The sequence below is a fragment of the Rhodococcus sp. BH4 genome, assembly GCF_002079265.1.
Lineage (GTDB): Bacteria > Actinomycetota > Actinomycetes > Mycobacteriales > Mycobacteriaceae > Rhodococcus_F > Rhodococcus_F qingshengii.
On sequence record NZ_CP014941.1, the window covers coordinates 1,470,679 to 1,488,244 of the forward strand.

A 17,566-nucleotide genomic window follows, 5' to 3' on the forward strand; every position below is an offset into this window, starting at 1 on the left:
TTCGATCGAAGAGGTGGAACCTGTTCCAGTTTTGTGCAATTCTGGATATCGTATCCGTGACCGGGAGCACATCTCGATGACTGCACGCGCCGAGCAGAAGGAAGACCAGATGACAGACGAGTTCGCTGACCTGCACCGACCGGTATACGGTCCGGACCTGCTCATCACCGCTCTGGAACGCAATCACGACAAGCCCGCGCTGTACCTCGGCGACGTGATCCTCACCGGCGGTCAGATGCGCGATCAGATCAGCTGCTTCGCCCAGGCGCTCGCGTCTTTGGGAATCACTCAGGGCACCAGCACCGCGATGCTGTCGAAGAATCGCCCCGAGGTTCTGATCAGTATGGGCGCGACCATGATCACCGGCTGCCGGGCGAGCGCCTTGAACCCGATGGGATCGCTCGACGACCACAAGTACATCGTCGACGACGCCGAGATCGAGACGCTGATCTTCGATCCCAATGCCTTCGAAGAGCGTGCCGCCGAGTTGAAGGCGTCGTCACCCTCGTTGACCAACGTGCTCTCGATGGGGCCGTCCGAGGTGGGAATCGACATCCTCGCGCTGGCTGCCACGTTCGAGCCCGCGCCGCTGAAGGCAGCGCACGTCGACGCCGAAGACGCCAGCAGCATGGTGTACACCGGTGGAACGACCGGCAAGCCCAAAGGTGTTGTCGGATCCTTCCGTTCGGGTGCTGCGCTCAATCAGATCCAGATGTCGGAGTGGCAGTGGCCCGAGGACAACCGCTTCCTCATCTGCACGCCACTCTCACACGCAGGTGCAGCGTTCTTCATCCCGACCTTGCTGCGCGGCGGTGCGTTGATCGTCCTGCCTGCCTTCGAGCCAGGTGCTGTGCTCGAAGCGATCGAGAAGCACAAGATCACGGCAACCATGTTGGTGCCCACCATGATCTACATGCTCATGGACCACCCCGATCTGCCCAAGCGGGACGTCTCGAGTTTGCAGACGCTGTTTTACGGAGCGTCCGCGATGTCTCCCGCCAGACTGCAGGAGGGCATCAAGAAGTTCGGTCAGATCTTCTTCCAGTTCTACGGTCAGACCGAGTGCGGCATGACTATCTCGGTGCTGCGCAAGGAAGAACACCTCGCCGACGATCCGGCCCGCCTCGCCACGTGTGGGCGTCCGGTGCCGTGGCTCGACGTCCGGTTGCTCGACGACGACCTCAACGAGGTGCCGCAGGGAGAACTCGGTGAGATCTGCGTCCGTGGCCCGCTGATCATGAAGGGCTACTGGAAGAAGCCGGCCGAAACCGCCGAGGCGTTCCGGGGTGGTTGGCTGCACACCGGCGACATCGCGCGCAAGGACAAGGACGGGTTCATGTCCATCGTCGATCGCAAGAAGGACATGATCGTGACCGGTGGTTTCAACGTGTTCCCCCGCGAAATCGAAGACGTGATCTCGGCGCATCCGTCCGTCGCGTCGGTGGCGGTAGTCGGTGTGCCGGACGACAAGTGGGGCGAAGCCGTCAAGGCCTGTGTCGTACTTCGTGCCGGACTGACCGTCGACACCGAGGAACTGGTCGACAAGGTGAAGGCAGCCAAGGGTTCGGTTCACGCTCCCAAGAGCATCGACTTCGTGGAATCACTCCCGCTGACACCGCTGGGCAAGCTGGACAAGAAGGCGCTGCGCGCGCGGTACTGGGAGACCAGCGCCCGCGCGGTCTAGGAACCAGCGTCGGGTAGCGAAGGGTCAGCGTTTCCAGACGTAACGACGTTCCGGGCGGCCCACCACTCCGTATTTCAGCGAAGTGGTGGACCGCCCGGTTTCGTAGAGGTATTCGAGGTAGCGCCTCGCGCTCGCGCGTGAGATGCCGACCCTCTCGGAAATGTCTGTGGCCGAGGCGGGTTCGGTTTCGTCTCGTAGTGCTGCCTCGACCAGCTGAAGGGTCTCAGGACTGAGTCCTTTCGGTAGACCCTTGAGGGACGACGCCGTTGTCGCGCCACCTGCCACGCCGAAAGCCTCGTCCACCGCCTCCTGTTCTGCTTCGCCGGAGCTGTCGAGATTCGCATATGTCGATCGGTAACGCTCGAGACGCTCACGGAGAACCTCGAACGTGAAGGGCTTCATCAGGTAATGCACGACGCCGCTGCGCAGCGCTTTCTTGACCGAGCCGGCCTCGCGCTCACTAGTGATGACAAGAACATCCAGCTCCGGTGCCAGCGCGCGAAACGGGGCGATCAGATCGAGTCCGGTGGTGCCGGGCAGGTGGACGTCGAGAAGCACCAGGTCGGGTTGCAACTCACCGACTGCGGCCAGCGCGGTCTCGGCCGAATGGGCAACGCCGCACACTTCGAAACCGTCTATCCGTGAGACGAATCCGCTGTGCACCTTCGCCACCATGAAGTCGTCGTCGACCACCAGTACCCGGATCATGCGCCCTCTCCGTCGTGTAGGACTGCGCTGAAGACAGTCCACTCGATGTCCTCTGCCGAACGAGTGCTCACGGTGACGTCGCCGCCCCGCCGACGACACGTCAGGCGCACCAGCGCCAAACCGAAACCGTGTCCGTCACTCGATTGTCCCTTGGTGCTCCAACCCTGGCCGAACACCCTGTCGCGATTCTCCGGCGCGATACCGGGGCCGGCGTCCTCGACCCGCACTTCGACCGCGGTGCCACGGCCCCGAATCGACAACCGAACCTTGCGGCGCGCGGCTTCCGGCATCTCACCGACGGCGTCGACGGCATTGTCGACGAGGTTTCCGACCACTGTCACGAGATCTCGTCCGAGTCTGCGGTCCACCGGTTCCAGATGCGTGTCCGCCGCCAGCTCGACCGTGACCAACCCCTGTGCAGCAGCACCTATCTTGGCGATCACGAGTGCGGCGGTGCCGACGTCGGCGATCTTCTCGGTCACGGTCGCGCTGACCTGCGCGCGCTCCATGGTCAGACCCTCGACGTAGCCGACCACCTCGTCGTATTCGCCGAGCTGGATGAGGCCGGAGATGGTGTGCAGTTGATTGTCGAACTCGTGGATGTGGGCGCGTAGTGCGTCGGTGCTGGTTTTGGTCACGTCGAGTTCTTCTTCCACGGAGCGCAATTCGGTGCGGTCGCGGAAAGTGGTGACCGACCCGATGGTGCGGCCTTTCGATTCGATCAAGACGGTGTTGAGGACGAGCAGGCGATCGCCGACAAGAACCAACTGATCGGATTCGGTTGTGCCGGAGGTCAGTACACTCTGGAGGCGGTCGTCGAGACCGAGGTCCCGCACCGATCTACCGGCGCTGCCGCGTGGGATGTCGAGGAGTTGGTGGGCACTGTCGCTCATCAGCACCACCTTTCCCTGCGCGTCGAATGCGATGACGCCTTCCTTGAGACCGCGCAGCATTGCTTCACGTTGGCGAACCAGGTCCAGGATCTCGCCGGCTTCCATGCCGAGGGTTTGCCGTTTTACCCTGCGGGCCAACAGGATCGACCCGACGCCGCCGAGAAGGGATGCCACCGCGAGGTATACCAGGAGATTCGGTGCAGACTGCAGCAGCCGTGTCCAGATCGAGGGGTACTCGATGCCGACCATCGCGGTTCCGGTAATCGCTCCTTCGCTGCCGAGAATCGGAACGTGCGCCTCCACGGCCTTGCCGGAGGGCGTGTCGACCAAACCCGTCCACGACCGATCCTCCGTCTGACGTGCGTCGATGCCGACATCACCGGGACGCGTCGAAATGACGACACTGCCGTCGGCGTCGGCAAGCGAGACGTAGGTGACGCCCGAGATGGCGCGTACCGAGTCGACCGAACCTTGTAGTCCGGAGCGGAGACGGGTCTGCGCCTGGGGGAGTAGCTCGCGTACTGCCGGATTGGCTGCGAGCGATTCCGCTGCCGAGAGTGCGCGACGTCCCTCCTCGCGTTGGAAACTCGCGGACGACTGCGCGAGGGAGAGGGCGGTGACGCACACGAGAACTGCAACGACGATCAGAAGTTGCAGTTCGAGAAGTTGTGTCGCCAGAGTGTGCCGGCGGCGAAATAGCCGGGCAAACAGAGACGACTTGCTCTCTCGCTCCGCCTGCTCGTTTCCTGAGGACACCAGCCAGACCCTAGCCTTCAGTTCGATGCCGGGAAAGCGGCCGTTCGTGAGCACAATGAGCACAAATCAATTTGCTTTCCCAATGGTGACCCCAGTCACAAAGTGCGTAAGTATGAAACCTGTTCACACATCGGTACCGGCAGACAAGGACGAAGCCATGAGCACATCGAAGCGGCTGAGCAGGCATATCGCCCTGCTCGGTGCCTGCGCGATGACTCTCGTGCTCTCGACCGGATGCACTCCGGTCGAGTCCTTCTTCGCCGGTGGCCGAGCGGGTGAGAGTTCCGAAGAACTGCGCGTACTGGTGCCCTCGGTGGCCGGTGGTGGTTACGACCTGACCGCCCGGACCATGGTGCAAGCACTGGCCGACGAAGGGACCGTCGACGCCGACGTCGTTGTGCTGCCCGGATCGGGCGGCATCGTCGGACTCAACCGGTTGGCTCTCGAAAGCGGGAATCCCGACCTACTCATGGTCATGGGGCTCGGAGTTCTCGGTTCGCTCGAGATACTGCCGTCCGAGCACACACTTGCCGACGTGACACCGATTGCGAGACTCGTCGAAGAACCGGAAGCGCTACTGGTTCCAGCAGATTCACCGTACAAAACTCTCGCCGATCTGACGCAGGCCTGGGTGGCGGATCCGTCGTCGATCTCGATCGGCGGTGGTTCGAGTGAAGGTGGACCGGACGGGTTGTTCCGCCTTCTGTTCGCACGGGCGGTCGGCGTCGATCCGTCGCGCTCCCCGTACCGCATCTACGACGGCGGCGGCGAACTGCTTCCCGCACTGCTCACGAGGCAGGTCGACGTAGCCGCCACCGGTATCGGTGAGTACCTCGATCAGATTGCGGCAGGCACGGTTCGGGTCCTTGCGGTCAGCTCGCCGGCCCGTACCCCGGCGGTGGATGCGCCCACGATGGCGGAGTCTGGCGTCGACGCCACGTTCACCAATTGGCGCGGCCTCATGGCGCCGCCGGGCCTGACGGACGATCAGCGTCAGCACTTGCAGAATTTGGTGCGGGATCTGGCGGCAAGCCCGCGCTGGAACGAGCTGTCTCGCCGAAACGGTTGGAACAGTGCAGTTCTCACCGAACCCGAGTTCTCCGCATTCCTCACCGATCAATCCCGGTTCGTCGACGCAACACTCGATCCGCCCGGCATCAACTGAGCACTACCGAAGTTTCGTTTCACCTCCACGAAGGTCACCGGCTCGATTTGCCGTGCCGTTTTTCTCGGCAATTCAGCACCAAAGGAGTTCATCATGCTCGTCACACTCGGCTTCCTCATGGTTGCGGTGTTCATGTTCCTGATTCTCACCAAACGCGCGACCCCGGTGGTGGGACTGACTCTGGTTCCGGTGGCCTTCGGACTACTTGCCGGGGCGGGCCTCGGAATCGGCGACATGATCACCGACGGCATCAAGTCGCTCGCACCCACCGCGGCGCTGTTGTTCTTCGCGATCATCTTCTTCGGAATCATGATCGACGTCGGCCTCTTCGATCCGCTGGTCAAGCTCATCTTGCGGATGGTGCGAGACGATCCGATGAGGCTCGTGGTCGGAACCGCAGTGCTCGCGATGGTGGTCTCGCTGGACGGAGACGGTTCGACGACCTTCATCATCGTGACCTCGGCGCTGCTTCCGCTCTACCTCAAACTCGGTGTCAGTCCCGTCGTTCTGACGGTGATCGCCGGCCTGTCCAACGCGACCATGAACATCATTCCGTGGGGCGGCCCGACCGTCCGGGCCGCGAGCGCGCTGGGACTCTCACCCTCCGACGTGTTCGTGCCGATGGTGCCGTCGTTGATCGTCGGCCTGATCATGGTGCTCGGATTCGCGATTCACCTCGGGATCATGGAGCGCCGCAGGATCGGGACTTTGGTCCTGACTTCTGAGCGCATCCTTGAAAAGGTCGGAAACGGTGGAAGTTCCAGCACCGGTAGCGCCGGCACCGGCGGCTCGAACGACTCCGAGGACGACGGCGGCGACACCGGACGATTCATCGACGGCCTCGACCCCAAGCGGGACACCTTGCGGCCGAAATTGCTCTGGTTCAACGCTGCGCTGACGACGATCCTTCTCGTCGTACTCGTGATGGACATCCTGCCCATCCCGGTGCTGTTCATGATCGCGTCGTCGATCGCCCTCGCGGTGAACTTCCCGGCGGTCAAGGATCAGGGTGAAGCAATCGCACGCCATTCGTCGAGCATCGTCTCGGTGGTCGCGATGGTGCTGGCAGCAGCGGTGCTGACCGGCGTTTTCCAGGGAACCGGCATGGTCGAGGCGATGGCAGAGTGGCTGCTTCAGGTCATCCCCGACGCGATGGGCCCGCACCTCGCCGTCATCACGGGCGTCCTGAGTATCCCGCTCACGTTCTTCATGACCAACGACGCGTTCTACTTCGGTGTGCTGCCGGTGCTGTCCGAGACTGCAGCGCAGTACGGCATCGAGCCGGTGGAGATGGCGCGCGCCTCGATCACCGGGCAGGCCGTGCACATGCAGAGCCCGCTGGTCCCGGCGATCCTGCTACTGGTCACACTCGCCGGTGTTTCTCTGGCGGATCACCACAAGAAGGTTCTGTGGCGAGCGGGCCTGATCTCGATCACGATGCTCGTGGTCGGCGTCGGATTGGGGCAGATCCCCTTCTGAGCGCGATCAGTTGTGGAAGGGGCACCGGCCTTGGTCGGTGCCCTTCTTCTTTTTTGTCACGAAATTGGGCCGGATGTCGAGATCGGGCTCGTCGTACAGGCGGTGGAACGTCGGCGTGAGCGAGCTGGACATGGGCGGGTTCACCCATGACCAGTCGGTCGGGCACTTGCGCCCGGCCTTGTCCTCACGCGCGATGTGATCGATGAATTGCTTTGCGACAGTGTGATGGTCGACCATGATGACGCCGGCCTTGCGGTAGCTGTGGATAACTGCACGGTTCAGTTCGACCAGTGCGCGGTCCTTCCAGAGCGTGCGGTCGTGGCTCATGTCGAGCTCCATCATCGCTCCGATGGTGGGCAACATGTTGTAGCGATCGGTGTCGCTGAAGTTGCGTGCGCCTACCTCGGTGCTGACGTACCAACCGCTGAACGGCGTGCAGGGATAAACGATTCCGCCGATGTCGAGGTTCATGTCCGAGACCGCAGGGACGGCATGCCATTTAAGCCCCAGATCAGCGAACCAGCTGTATTCGGGGTGCTCGATCTCGACCTCGAGAACCAGGTCGGTCGGGACGTCGAAGTACTGCAGGGGTTCGTCGGGAACCGAAATCAGTACGGGGAGAACGTCGAACGGCGTACCGGCGCCCTTCCACCCCATCGCGGTGACCTGAGCAGTCAGATCGACGTGCCACGGGTCGCCCAGGATGGTGCCGTCAGGCTGCCGGTAGCCGGCGTAGCGGATCAGTTGCGGGCTGAGGATTCGGTACTCCTGACCGTCCTCGCGGGGGAGTGGCCCGACCGTCACGACCGACTGCAGAGCGCCGCCGTTGGTCGACAGTCGCAGGTGCTCCCAGCATGCTTCGGCGAGAGCGGAAGCCGTGACGGCATCGCGCGCGTCGATGAGTTTGAGGGTCCGCCAATGCGCGCGACCGACGCACCTGGCGTGGTTTCGCCACGCGAGTTTGGCGCCGACGAGCAATTCCTCCGCTGTGTGCGTGTAGGTGCCGGTCCGATGGAGTTCACGCAAGGCCTCACGCCGCCGAGACGTCGGGAGGTGGCCCAGTTCCGGAGAGTCGAAAAATTCGACGCACTCGAGTTCCCGACGCTGAAGCTCGGTCAGCGTCGGGGTAGTGGAGGCGATCTGGGACGTAAGCCCGCTATCGGTGGGCAATTCGTCCTGTCGAACAAAATCCACGGCACGACTCCTGTTTGGCTGGTTGAGATTTCGCTGAACGTTAGCTCGGCGATCGAGAGTGTCGAAGCTCTTGTTTATCTTGCACGCAAGAATAAGAAAGGGACGGTCACACCGCGAAATGGGGTCGCATTGTGACACTTGTCCAGAATGATTTACGAGTCAGACATTTGTGACATAAGCTGCAGACGAAATTCCGCGGCGGGTCTTGCCGCGTCTAGTCGGGACGAGGATGAGCGTGGATTCGCAAGCAATCTCTCTGGTCCGGTCGAGCTTCAAATCCGTCGCTGCGGTAGAAGATGGTCCGGAACGGCTCGCCCGTACCTTCTATTCGATCCTGTTCGCTCGATCGCCCGAAACCCGGGAGTTCTTTCCGGCAGCGATGGATGTGCAGCGTGACCGGCTTGTCAGCGCTATCGCTCACGTCGTCGAACGCCTCGACGAGTCCGACGCGATACTCGAGTACCTCGCACAGCTCGGCCGCGATCACCGTAAGTACGGCGTCACCGACGAGCACTACACGGCAGTCGGCAATGCCTTGATCGAAGCACTCGAGACCTTCGGTGGCGCCGAAATGTGGACCGACGAGGTCGACAGCGCGTGGCGTAACGCGCTCGCGATCATCTCGGCGGCGATGATGGATGCCGCCAACGCGGAAGACGGTCCGCCCGCGTGGAGTGCCACGGTCATCGAATGCCGCCCGGTCATCAAGGGCGTCGCCGTCGTGCGGCTGCAACTCGACCAGACGATGGAGTACCGCGCCGGTCAGTACGTCAGCGTGCAGGTCGCCGCGAGGCCACGGATGTGGCGCTACCTCTCTCCGGCCACGCCGTACGACGGGACCGGAATCCTCGAGTTCCACATCCGCCAGGTCACCGGCGGGTGGGTCAGCCCGGTCATGGTGAACCAGACCGCTGTCGGTGACACCTGGGTGGTCGGTTCGCCCATCGGCGCCTTGGGGATTCCGGAGAACTCCAAGGACCTTTTGATGATCGCGTCGGGAACAGGTGTCGCGCCTCTTCGCGCTCAGATCCTCGAACTGATCCGACGCGGCAACACTCGCAAGGTCCAACTGTTCTACTCCGGACAGCATCCGTGCGATCTCTACGACCTTCCGCATCTGTGGAAGCTGGCCGAGAAGTACCCGTGGCTCACGATCATCCCGGTCTCCGAAGAAGACGAGAATCCGTGGTGGCACACCGAAGCGGAGCCACTGCCGCCGATCGGCATGAAGCGGCGCATCGTCGGCAAGGTCGGTAAGGTCGTGACCTCGTTCGGGGACTGGGCGGGCTACGACATTCAGGTCGTCGGCAGCGAATCCATGGTCAACAGCACCAAATTCAGGCTTCGCGCAGTGGGCATCGACGTCGATACCGTTCGCAACGACCCGACGTACTGACCGTCAGTACGGATCGAACTGAATGACCTCGGCCGGCGTTCCGGCCTCGATCAATCGATCACGCGTCGACCGAACCATGGCCGCCGATCCGCACACCAGGACCTGATGTTCGGTGAACGCACCGTACGACGCGACGACGTCGGCGAGCGTGCCTTCGATGAGATGATCGTCGCCGAATCCGATGTCGACGTTCAACCGGTCGAACCATCCGTCGGGCGGGCCGCCGTCGGAGAGATCTTCGACGACAGGAATGGGCTGCAACCACGGAAACTGGTCGGCGAGCAGCCACAGCATGTCCGCAGCGTAGAGATCACGAAGCGTTCGGCCACCGAAGAAGAGGTACACCTGCGGCGGGTTCGGGGTCTGAGCCAGATCGAGAATGATCGACCGGAGTGGGGCCAAACCGGTTCCGCCCGCGACCATGATGACGGTGGGGCCGTTCTCGTCGACGGACAGGTTGCCGCGCGGGTCGAGGATCTGCCAGACGTCACCAGGCTGGGTGTCCTTGACTATCGAACCGCTGACCCAACCACCGGGAACCGTCTTGACGTGAAACTCCAACTTCCCGTCGTGTGAGGGAGGCAGTGCGGGGGAGAGTCGACGGAGCAACCGCGAATTCTGCGGGACGCTGACGTCGACGTACTGGCCCGGTCGGAACGGGACGACGTCGCCGACAAGACGAACAACCGCCAGATCCTCACGGAGACGGTGATGTTCGACGACTGTGCTCGACCAGGTTCGCTGGGCCATGAAAGTTCTCCTGTAGTCAGTAGAGCGGGTCGTGCCGGATCTGGTCGAGCGGAGTTCCGCCGGCACGCAAGGCGTAGACGGTTGTCTTGATCATCGACGGTGACCCCGAGATCTGCACCTGACGGTCGGCCCACGAACCGAACTGCGCGACCACTTTTCCGATCGGTCCGATCAGCCGGCTGTGCATTCCGAACGGTGGTTCGAGCACCGGTCCGTTGTGCCACCAAGGGTTTTCGGGTTCTTCGGAAACCGGCACGACGGTCAACCACGGGTTGCTGAGCGAGATGTGCCAGAGGGTTTCGAGGTCGTACAGATCGCAGGGATAGCGGCCGCCGACGAACAGGTGCACGCGCGGGTTGTGCGCGCGTTGAGACATTTCCATCACCTGTGCCCGCAGTGGAGCGATACCGGTGCCGGACCCGATCATGAGAACGTCACGGTCGCTGGTGAAGTCGACCTCGAGGCCGCCGAGGGGAGTGGACATGACCCAGCGGTCACCGACGTTGGTTTCGCTGACGATCGCGGGGCTGACCCATCCTCCCGACACCTTGCGGATGTGGAACTCGAGCTGACCGAAAGGGTTGGTCGGAATCGCCGGTGAGTAATACCGCCACATTTTCGGGCGCTGGGGAATCTGAACACCTACGTATTGCCCCGCCCCGTACGGAATGGGTGGGTCGGCTTCGAGGCGAACAATCGCCAGATCGTCGAGGACTCGTTCGTGGCTGACCACGGTTGCGCCCCAGAGCGCCGGGGTCGTATCGGATTCGGCGCCGTCGGCCATCGTGCCGACGACGAGGTCGGTGAACTGAGACCAGGCCTCGTCCAGCTCCGGCGTCCACTTGTAGCGGCTGTGCGCGCTCGTGCCGTACATCGACCGAACCGCGCGCTTCAGAGCGACGCCGGCGGCCTCGTAGTGCTCACGCTCGACGCCGTAGCGACGGTGGTCGCGGCCGAGTTGGGTGAGGAACTTCCGGATTCGGCGATGCTGGGGCAGATTCTTCACGACGAACTCGATGGCTCTGAAGAAACGGTGGCCCTGCGATTCCATCCCGGCGGGGAACAATGAGCGGTACAGAGGATGTTCCGCAAAGAGGCCGGTGTAGAACACTGCCGAGAAGTGCGCACGGCTCTCTTCGTCGTCGGTCAGAGAATCGAGGCTGGATTGCAGACGGGCGATCACTGTCGGATCCAATCCATCCCCCTTTCGCACCAGCTGCAACTCTCGCCACAATTCTAGTACGGCTGAAAATGTGACCTACGAAACCAACTCGGCCTGGCGAAAACAAACTTGAGCGGAATAGACTCAAGTTTGTCCGCGTTGAGCATATTGACACAGTCGCAATACCAACCGGTCGCGGCTCTTCCCGTTCGACTTCGCCAGAAAGGTGACAAGTGGACTCGTTCACACCAACAACCAAGACCCAGGCTGCGATGACGGCTGCACTGCAGTCGGCGTCGTCGGCGGGTAACCCCGATATCCGGCCTGCCCATCTGCTGGTCGCATTGCTCGACCAGACCGACGGCATCGCTGCCCCACTACTCAAAGCTGTAGGCGTCGACCCCACGGTCGTACACCGTGAAGCACAGGCAATCGTCGATCGCCTGCCCAAGACAACCGGCGCAAGCTCCACCCCGCAACTCGGGCGTGAGGCACTCGCGGCACTCACTGCTGCTCAGCACCTCGCCACCGAGATGGACGACGAATACGTCTCCACCGAGCACGTCCTCTACGGACTGGCCGGCGGGGACTCCGACGTCGCACAGTTGCTCGTACGGCACGGCGCCACCCAGGACGCATTGCGTGAAGCCTTCACCACCGTCCGCGGCAGCGCTCGCGTCACCAGCCCGGAGCCCGAAGGCACCTACCAAGCGCTGGAAAAGTACTCCACCGACCTCACCGAAGCTGCACGTAGCGGCAAGCTCGACCCGGTGATCGGTCGCGACACCGAGATTCGCCGTGTCGTGCAGGTGCTCTCGCGTCGTACCAAGAACAACCCGGTACTCATCGGTGAGCCCGGCGTCGGCAAGACCGCGATCGTGGAGGGCCTTGCCCAACGCATCGTCGCGGGTGACGTCCCGGAATCGCTGCGAGGCAAGACCGTCGTGTCCCTGGATCTCGGGTCCATGGTCGCCGGTGCCAAGTTCCGCGGTGAATTCGAAGAACGCCTCAAGGCTGTCCTCGACGACATCAAGAACAGTGCCGGACAGGTCATCACCTTCATCGACGAGTTGCACACCATCGTCGGCGCCGGAGCCACCGGTGAATCCGCGATGGACGCAGGCAACATGATCAAGCCGATGCTCGCCCGTGGTGAGCTGCGGCTGGTCGGTGCGACCACACTCGAGGAGTACCGCAAGTACATCGAGAAGGACGCAGCACTCGAGCGTCGTTTCCAGCAGGTGCTCGTCGGTGAGCCCTCGGTCGAGGACACCATCGGTATCCTGCGCGGCCTCAAGGAGCGCTACGAGGTGCACCACGGCGTGCGCATCACCGACTCCGCGTTGGTGGCGGCTGCCGCGCTGTCGGACCGCTACATCACGTCGCGGTTCCTGCCGGACAAGGCCATCGACCTCGTGGACGAAGCCGCATCGCGACTTCGTATGGAGATCGACTCGCGTCCCGTCGAGATCGACGAGGTGGAACGCACGGTTCGCCGACTCGAAATCGAAGAAGTGGCACTCGAGAAGGAAACCGACGACGCGTCCAAGGCGCGGCTCGAGAAGCTGCGTCAGGAACTCGCGGACGACCGCGAAAAGCTCAATCAGCTCAGCACCCGCTGGCAGAACGAAAAGCAGGCCATCGACTCGGTGCGCGTGCTGAAGGAACAGCTCGAAACCCTGCGAGGAGAGTCCGAACGCGCTGAGCGTGACGGCGATCTGGGCAAGGCAGCCGAGTTGCGCTACGGCCGTATCCCGGCGCTCGAGAAGGAACTGGAAGAGGCAGCAGCCGCTTCCGGAGCTGCCTCCGACGGTGACGTGATGCTCAAGGAAGAGGTCGGGCCCGACGACGTCGCAGACGTGGTCGCAGCCTGGACCGGAATCCCCGCCGGCCGGATGATGGAAGGCGAAACCGAGAAGCTGCTCCGCATGGAGTCCGAACTCGGCAAGCGCGTCGTCGGCCAGACCGACGCCGTCGTCGCCGTCTCGGATGCGGTTCGCCGCGCCCGAGCAGGTGTCGCCGACCCCAATCGGCCCACCGGTTCCTTCCTGTTCCTCGGCCCGACCGGCGTCGGTAAGACGGAGCTCGCCAAAGCCTTGGCGGACTTCCTCTTCGACGACGAGCGCGCGATGATCCGCATCGACATGAGCGAATACGGTGAGAAGCACTCGGTGGCCCGACTCGTCGGTGCTCCTCCGGGATACGTCGGCTACGAAGCCGGTGGCCAGCTCACCGAAGCAGTTCGACGACGCCCGTACTCGGTGGTCCTCTTCGACGAGGTCGAGAAGGCACACCCCGACGTGTTCGATGTCTTGCTCGCAGTGCTCGACGAAGGCCGACTGACCGACGGTCAAGGCCGCACGGTGGACTTCCGCAACACCATCTTGATCCTGACCTCCAACCTGGGATCCGGTGGCACGCGGGAGCAGGTCATGGATGCGGTACGCCACGCGTTCAAGCCGGAGTTCATCAACCGTCTCGACGACGTGGTCATCTTCGACTCGCTCTCCGAGGAGCAGTTGGAGCACATCGTGGACATCCAGCTCGAGCAGTTGCAGAAGCGTCTGGCTGCGCGTCGTCTCACCCTCGAGGTGAACGGTGCGGCTCGGATGTGGCTCGCAGTGCGCGGCTACGACCCGCTGTACGGCGCTCGGCCATTGCGTCGACTCGTTCAGCAGTCGATCGGCGACCAGCTCGCCAAGCTGCTCCTGGCCGGCAAGGTCCAGGACGGCGACACCGTGCACGTCGGTGTCAGCGAGGACGCGGATCAGTTGGTTCTCTCCTGATTCGGTAAGCGGAATGCCCCGTCGATCCACTTGGATCGGCGGGGCATTCGCATTTTGTTCTACCCTGGATGGCTGGATGCTCGAAGCGGGGACGAGTGCACCCGCGCCTCTCCGAACGACTCCGACGCTCTTTCGTCCCAACCGAAGGTGAGCCAGGCATGACCGATCAGAACGATCCGCGTAACTCGGGTGGGCCGCGCCGTGAGGATCCCGAGGCGACCGAGGTGTGGGGGCGTACGCCCGACCAGCCGACGGAGCAGTACGGGACGGTGTCCGGCCAGAATCCGAACCAGCCGACGGAGTATTTCGGTCAGCCGCCGGGGGCACAGCAGTATCCGGGGGCACAGCAGTATCCCTACGGCGGACCGGATCAGAACACGGAGTACTTGGGGCAGCAGGGGCAGCAGCCGAATCCCACTCAGGCGTTCCCTGCCTACAACCCGCAGTTCGATCCGCAGGCGCCGCCGCCTGGTGCGACGCAGGCCTATCCGCCGTACACCGCTCAGCAGTACGGGAACCCGGATCAGTACGGGAACACGCAGCAGTACGGAAATACACAGCAGTATCCGGTTGCCGGTGGTGGCGGTGGAGTTCCGCCGGAACAGCCGTTCATCGACGATGGATCGTCGGGCGGCGGTAAGAAGCGCAAGCTCGCGACGTGGGTGGCCGCTGGTGTGGTCGGGATCCTGGTCGCCGTGATCGCGATCATCGCGTTCTCGGCGTTCGGCTCGAACGACAAGGGCACCCAGACCGCTTTCGTTCCCCCGACCACCACGACGCAGGCGCCGACCACGACACCGCCGAAGGCCAGCACCACGGCGCCGACTCCGACGACGGATTCTCCGCTCAGCCAGCTTCCAGGCGGGCTCGGCGAAGTCATCGGTGACGCCGGGGGAGCCGTCGGCACCGTGAAGTCGAACGACGGCGGCACGTTGGTCATCGATTCGATCGGGGGTTCGCAGGTGACGATTCTGACCACAGCGGACACCACGCTCATCGCGCTCAACCGCGCCACCATCGCCGATCTGCAACCGGGAGACAACATCGTCGTCGACGGCACGCCGGTGGAGAACGGCACGATGACCGCCAACACGATTCTGAGTACGTCGCTGCCGAAGTTCGGCAACTGAGTCGTTCACGACACATCGGGCGAGTCCACCAGGGTGTCGCGGGAGGTTGAGGCCGCGAGTCGCTACCCTGGAGGGTGATGACTGGAATGTGGTTCGGACTGGCAGCAATTGCACTCGCAGGCGCGGGTGCGCTTCTGTACGTCGACAGGACGAGGCGAGATCAATCCGGGCGAGTGCGTCAGATCTGGGCCAAGGCGCAGGGTTACACGTACACGGCCACTGACGATCAGCTGGCAGGCGAATGGCACCGCGCGGTCATGGCCAAGCAGGACTACCTCACTGCTACCGACGTCGTCCGCGGCCGCCGTCGCGGAGAACAGTTCGTGCTGTTCGACCTGGAAGAGACCGCAACCATCGTGGCCGTTCGCCGCGAGATCGGGTCGGACGTCGACATCGATCTTCGGTTGAAGTCGACGGCTCCGCCCAAGGACGGCGACCTGAACCTGTTGGGTGCGATCGGTTCCCGGGTGGTTTTTGCAACGGACCTCGAGATTGCTCGTCGCGTCTGTGATCAGCGCATGGTGGCGTTCACCGAATCGGTTCCGCCGTCGATCAGCATGCTGTGGAGCGAAGGGCAGTGGACGCTCGGTTCGCTTCCGGTGACCAGTAACGGCCGGGACTGGGACGCGGCAATCGAGTCGGTTGCGCGCCTGTCCGGCATTCTGCATGTCCTGCCTCCCGTCACCGATCCCAACGAACTCGAGGTCGATCACGATCCGAGCCGCCCGCGGCCGGGCGCCGAGAAGTCTCGCCCAACTCCGGATCCGGTAGAACAACCCCGTTCGCGTCAAGAGCAGCCGCCCCGTGACGCTCCGCCGCGTGAATTTGCCCCGCGTGAGTCCGCACCGCGTGAGCCCGCACCGCGGGAATCTGCGCCACGTCCGGATCAATCGCTGCGCAAGCCCGAGGCGGCTGACAAGCCGGCTCAGCGCCCGGCGTCGCAGCGCTCGGGCACAATTCGCCCGGTCGACTGACCTTTAAGGTTCCCGTCCAGGCGCGATAACCACTAGCGTGGCCGGTATGTCGACTTCCCACTCGGATCGCCCTGTGCGTCCCGTTGCCCTGGTGACCGGACCCACCTCTGGTCTCGGCGCCGGTTTCGCCAAGAAATACGCCTCCCTCGGATACGACCTGGTTCTCGTCGCACGTGACGAGGTCAGATTGCACGACCTCGCGTCCGAGTTGAAGACGATGTTCGGCACCGAGTCGGAGATTCTGGTTGCCGATCTCGCATCGGAGGCCGGACGCGACACGGTCGCGCTTCGTTTGGAGAAGGGCGTCGAGGTGTTGGTGAACAACGCCGGATTCGGTACCTCCGGCGAGTTCTGGACCGCCGATCCAGCGCTCCTTCAGTCTCAACTCGACGTCAACGTCACCGCCGTGATGCGGCTGACCCGTGCGGCGCTGCCCAGCATGATCGCGTCGGCGCACGGAACGATTGTCAACGTGGCGAGCGTCGCGGGCCTGCTGTCCGGGCGGGGTTCGACGTATTCGGCAAGCAAGGCCTATGTCATCTCGTTCACCGAAGGGCTGTCCGGCGGGTTGGCCGGGACGGGAGTGCGCGTGCAGGCGCTGTGCCCGGGCTTCATTCGCACCGAGTTCCACGAGCGCGCGGGCATCGAGATGTCCACGATCCCCAAGCCGATGTGGCTGAGCGTCGACCAGGTGGTTGCGGCGTCGATGAAGGATCTCGGTGACGACAAGGTCATCAGTATTCCGGGATTCCAGTACAAGGTCCTCACGACGGCCGGGCGTCTCGTTCCCAAGGGGCTGGTTCGCCGGCTGACCAACATCGTCGGACGAGGCCGCGGGCGGACGTAGCCCAGAGGCGGAAGCCGGACGTAGCCCAGAGGCAGAAGCCGAACACAAGGCAGTGGTCGGTAGGCTGAGCACTCATGAGCGATCGTGAGGATTTGGCTGCGCTGGTGCGCGAATTGGCTGTTGTACACGGAAAGGTGACGTTGTCCTCGGGCAAGGAAGCCGATTACTACGTCGACCTTCGCCGCGCGACACTTCACCACAAGGCAGCGCCGCTGATCGGCTCGCTGCTGCGTGAACTGGTCGCGGACTGGGATTTCGACGCCGTCGGCGGTTTGACGATGGGCGCCGACCCGGTTGCCATGGCGGTGATGCACGCTCCCGGCCGACCGATCGATGCGTTTGTCGTCCGCAAGGCCGCGAAGGCCCACGGGATGCAGCGCCAGATCGAGGGCCCGGACATCGTCGGCAAGCGTGTCCTGGTTGTCGAGGACACGACCACGACGGGCAATTCGCCGTTGACAGCAGTGAAGGCCCTGCGCGAGGCAGGGGCCACCGTGGTCGGAGTCGCTACGGTCGTCGATCGCGCGACGGGTGCGGATGCGGTGATCGGTGCCGAGGGCGTCGAGTACCGCTCGCTGCTGGGCCTGGAAGATCTGAACCTGAGCTGACGCCCCGTGAGTGGTTAAGGAGTCCCTGCACTCC

The 17,566-nt window shown here is 63.4% G+C and carries 14 protein-coding genes; 9 read left to right on the forward strand and 5 right to left on the reverse strand.

Annotated features, from left to right (window positions below; genetic code table 11):
* The first annotated feature begins 109 nt into the window (after nt 1-109).
* Nucleotides 110-1,684, forward strand: a complete 1,575-nt coding sequence (locus A0W34_RS06855) for an AMP-binding protein (protein ID WP_039972740.1) — start codon at nt 110-112, stop codon at nt 1,682-1,684.
* A 24-nt stretch (nt 1,685-1,708) separates the two neighbouring features.
* Here the strand turns inward: A0W34_RS06855 and A0W34_RS06860 are convergent, their stop codons facing one another.
* Both A0W34_RS06860 and A0W34_RS06865 read right to left on the reverse strand, forming a co-directional pair.
* Nucleotides 1,709-2,392: a response regulator gene (locus tag A0W34_RS06860; protein ID WP_064074641.1), complete on the reverse strand. Its 684-nt coding sequence runs from the start codon at nt 2,390-2,392 to the stop codon at nt 1,709-1,711.
* Complete coding sequence (locus tag A0W34_RS06865) at nt 2,389-4,041, reverse strand: sensor histidine kinase (protein ID WP_231915011.1); 1,653 nt, start codon at nt 4,039-4,041, stop codon at nt 2,389-2,391. Before A0W34_RS06865 ends, A0W34_RS06860 begins: the two co-directional genes overlap by 4 nt.
* A 112-nt stretch (nt 4,042-4,153) precedes the next feature.
* Between A0W34_RS06865 and A0W34_RS06870 the strand changes: the two genes are divergently transcribed.
* Together A0W34_RS06870 and A0W34_RS06875 are read left to right on the forward strand one after the other, a co-directional pair.
* A complete protein-coding gene (locus A0W34_RS06870; protein WP_081557520.1) occupies nt 4,154-5,206 on the forward strand; it encodes a Bug family tripartite tricarboxylate transporter substrate binding protein in 1,053 nt (350 codons plus the stop codon).
* 93 nt (nt 5,207-5,299) lie between these two features.
* Nucleotides 5,300-6,685: a CitMHS family transporter gene (locus tag A0W34_RS06875; RefSeq protein ID WP_003944372.1), complete on the forward strand. Its 1,386-nt coding sequence runs from the start codon at nt 5,300-5,302 to the stop codon at nt 6,683-6,685.
* Nucleotides 6,686-6,691: 6 nt separating this feature from the next.
* On the opposite strand, the gene A0W34_RS06880 is transcribed toward A0W34_RS06875, so the two are convergent.
* The gene (locus tag A0W34_RS06880) at nt 6,692-7,879 is read right to left on the reverse strand and encodes a nitric oxide synthase oxygenase (RefSeq protein WP_042924169.1); all 1,188 of its coding nucleotides are present in this window, start codon (nt 7,877-7,879) and stop codon (nt 6,692-6,694) included.
* Nucleotides 7,880-8,114: 235 nt separating this feature from the next.
* On the opposite strand from A0W34_RS06880, the gene A0W34_RS06885 reads away from it, so the two are divergent.
* Nucleotides 8,115-9,275: a globin domain-containing protein gene (locus A0W34_RS06885; protein WP_003944359.1), complete on the forward strand. Its 1,161-nt coding sequence runs from the start codon at nt 8,115-8,117 to the stop codon at nt 9,273-9,275.
* Between the two features lie 3 nt (nt 9,276-9,278).
* Here A0W34_RS06885 and A0W34_RS06890 read toward each other — a convergent pair whose 3' ends face one another.
* Together A0W34_RS06890 and A0W34_RS06895 are read right to left on the reverse strand one after the other, a co-directional pair.
* A complete protein-coding gene (locus A0W34_RS06890; RefSeq protein WP_003944435.1) occupies nt 9,279-10,025 on the reverse strand; it encodes an FAD-binding oxidoreductase in 747 nt (248 codons plus the stop codon).
* A 16-nt stretch (nt 10,026-10,041) separates the two neighbouring features.
* Nucleotides 10,042-11,238: an FAD-binding oxidoreductase gene (locus tag A0W34_RS06895; protein ID WP_007726748.1), complete on the reverse strand. Its 1,197-nt coding sequence runs from the start codon at nt 11,236-11,238 to the stop codon at nt 10,042-10,044.
* 182 nt (nt 11,239-11,420) lie between these two features.
* Between A0W34_RS06895 and clpB the strand changes: the two genes are divergently transcribed.
* The 5 genes from clpB (at nt 11,421) to pyrE (ending at nt 17,532) form a co-directional block, all read left to right on the forward strand.
* Nucleotides 11,421-13,973 (forward strand): ATP-dependent chaperone ClpB, encoded by a 2,553-nt coding sequence (gene clpB / locus A0W34_RS06900; protein WP_007726750.1) that lies wholly within the window; start codon nt 11,421-11,423, stop codon nt 13,971-13,973.
* 158 nt (nt 13,974-14,131) lie between these two features.
* Nucleotides 14,132-15,103: a hypothetical protein gene (locus A0W34_RS06905; protein WP_064688856.1), complete on the forward strand. Its 972-nt coding sequence runs from the start codon at nt 14,132-14,134 to the stop codon at nt 15,101-15,103.
* Nucleotides 15,104-15,189: 86 nt separating this feature from the next.
* Nucleotides 15,190-16,077 (forward strand): hypothetical protein, encoded by an 888-nt coding sequence (locus tag A0W34_RS06910; RefSeq protein ID WP_003944407.1) that lies wholly within the window; start codon nt 15,190-15,192, stop codon nt 16,075-16,077.
* Nucleotides 16,078-16,123: 46 nt separating this feature from the next.
* Nucleotides 16,124-16,924, forward strand: coding sequence for an SDR family NAD(P)-dependent oxidoreductase (locus A0W34_RS06915; protein WP_037131478.1), 801 nt, complete (start codon nt 16,124-16,126; stop codon nt 16,922-16,924).
* A gap of 74 nt (nt 16,925-16,998) precedes the next feature.
* On the forward strand, nt 16,999-17,532 hold the full coding sequence (gene pyrE, locus A0W34_RS06920) for an orotate phosphoribosyltransferase (RefSeq protein ID WP_003944385.1): 534 nt from the start codon (nt 16,999-17,001) through the stop codon (nt 17,530-17,532).
* The last annotated feature ends 34 nt before the right edge of the window (nt 17,533-17,566 follow it).

Coding starts and splice junctions, on each gene's coding strand:
- A0W34_RS06855 (WP_039972740.1), top strand. CDS start 110: ATGACAGACGAGTTCGCTGACCTGCACCGACCGGTATACGGTCCGGAC.
- A0W34_RS06860 (WP_064074641.1), bottom strand. CDS start 2,392: ATGATCCGGGTACTGGTGGTCGACGACGACTTCATGGTGGCGAAGGTG.
- A0W34_RS06870 (WP_081557520.1), top strand. CDS start 4,154: ATGAAACCTGTTCACACATCGGTACCGGCAGACAAGGACGAAGCCATG.
- A0W34_RS06875 (WP_003944372.1), top strand. CDS start 5,300: ATGCTCGTCACACTCGGCTTCCTCATGGTTGCGGTGTTCATGTTCCTG.
- A0W34_RS06890 (WP_003944435.1), bottom strand. CDS start 10,025: ATGGCCCAGCGAACCTGGTCGAGCACAGTCGTCGAACATCACCGTCTC.
- A0W34_RS06905 (WP_064688856.1), top strand. CDS start 14,132: ATGACCGATCAGAACGATCCGCGTAACTCGGGTGGGCCGCGCCGTGAG.
- A0W34_RS06910 (WP_003944407.1), top strand. CDS start 15,190: ATGTGGTTCGGACTGGCAGCAATTGCACTCGCAGGCGCGGGTGCGCTT.
- A0W34_RS06915 (WP_037131478.1), top strand. CDS start 16,124: ATGTCGACTTCCCACTCGGATCGCCCTGTGCGTCCCGTTGCCCTGGTG.
- pyrE (WP_003944385.1), top strand. CDS start 16,999: ATGAGCGATCGTGAGGATTTGGCTGCGCTGGTGCGCGAATTGGCTGTT.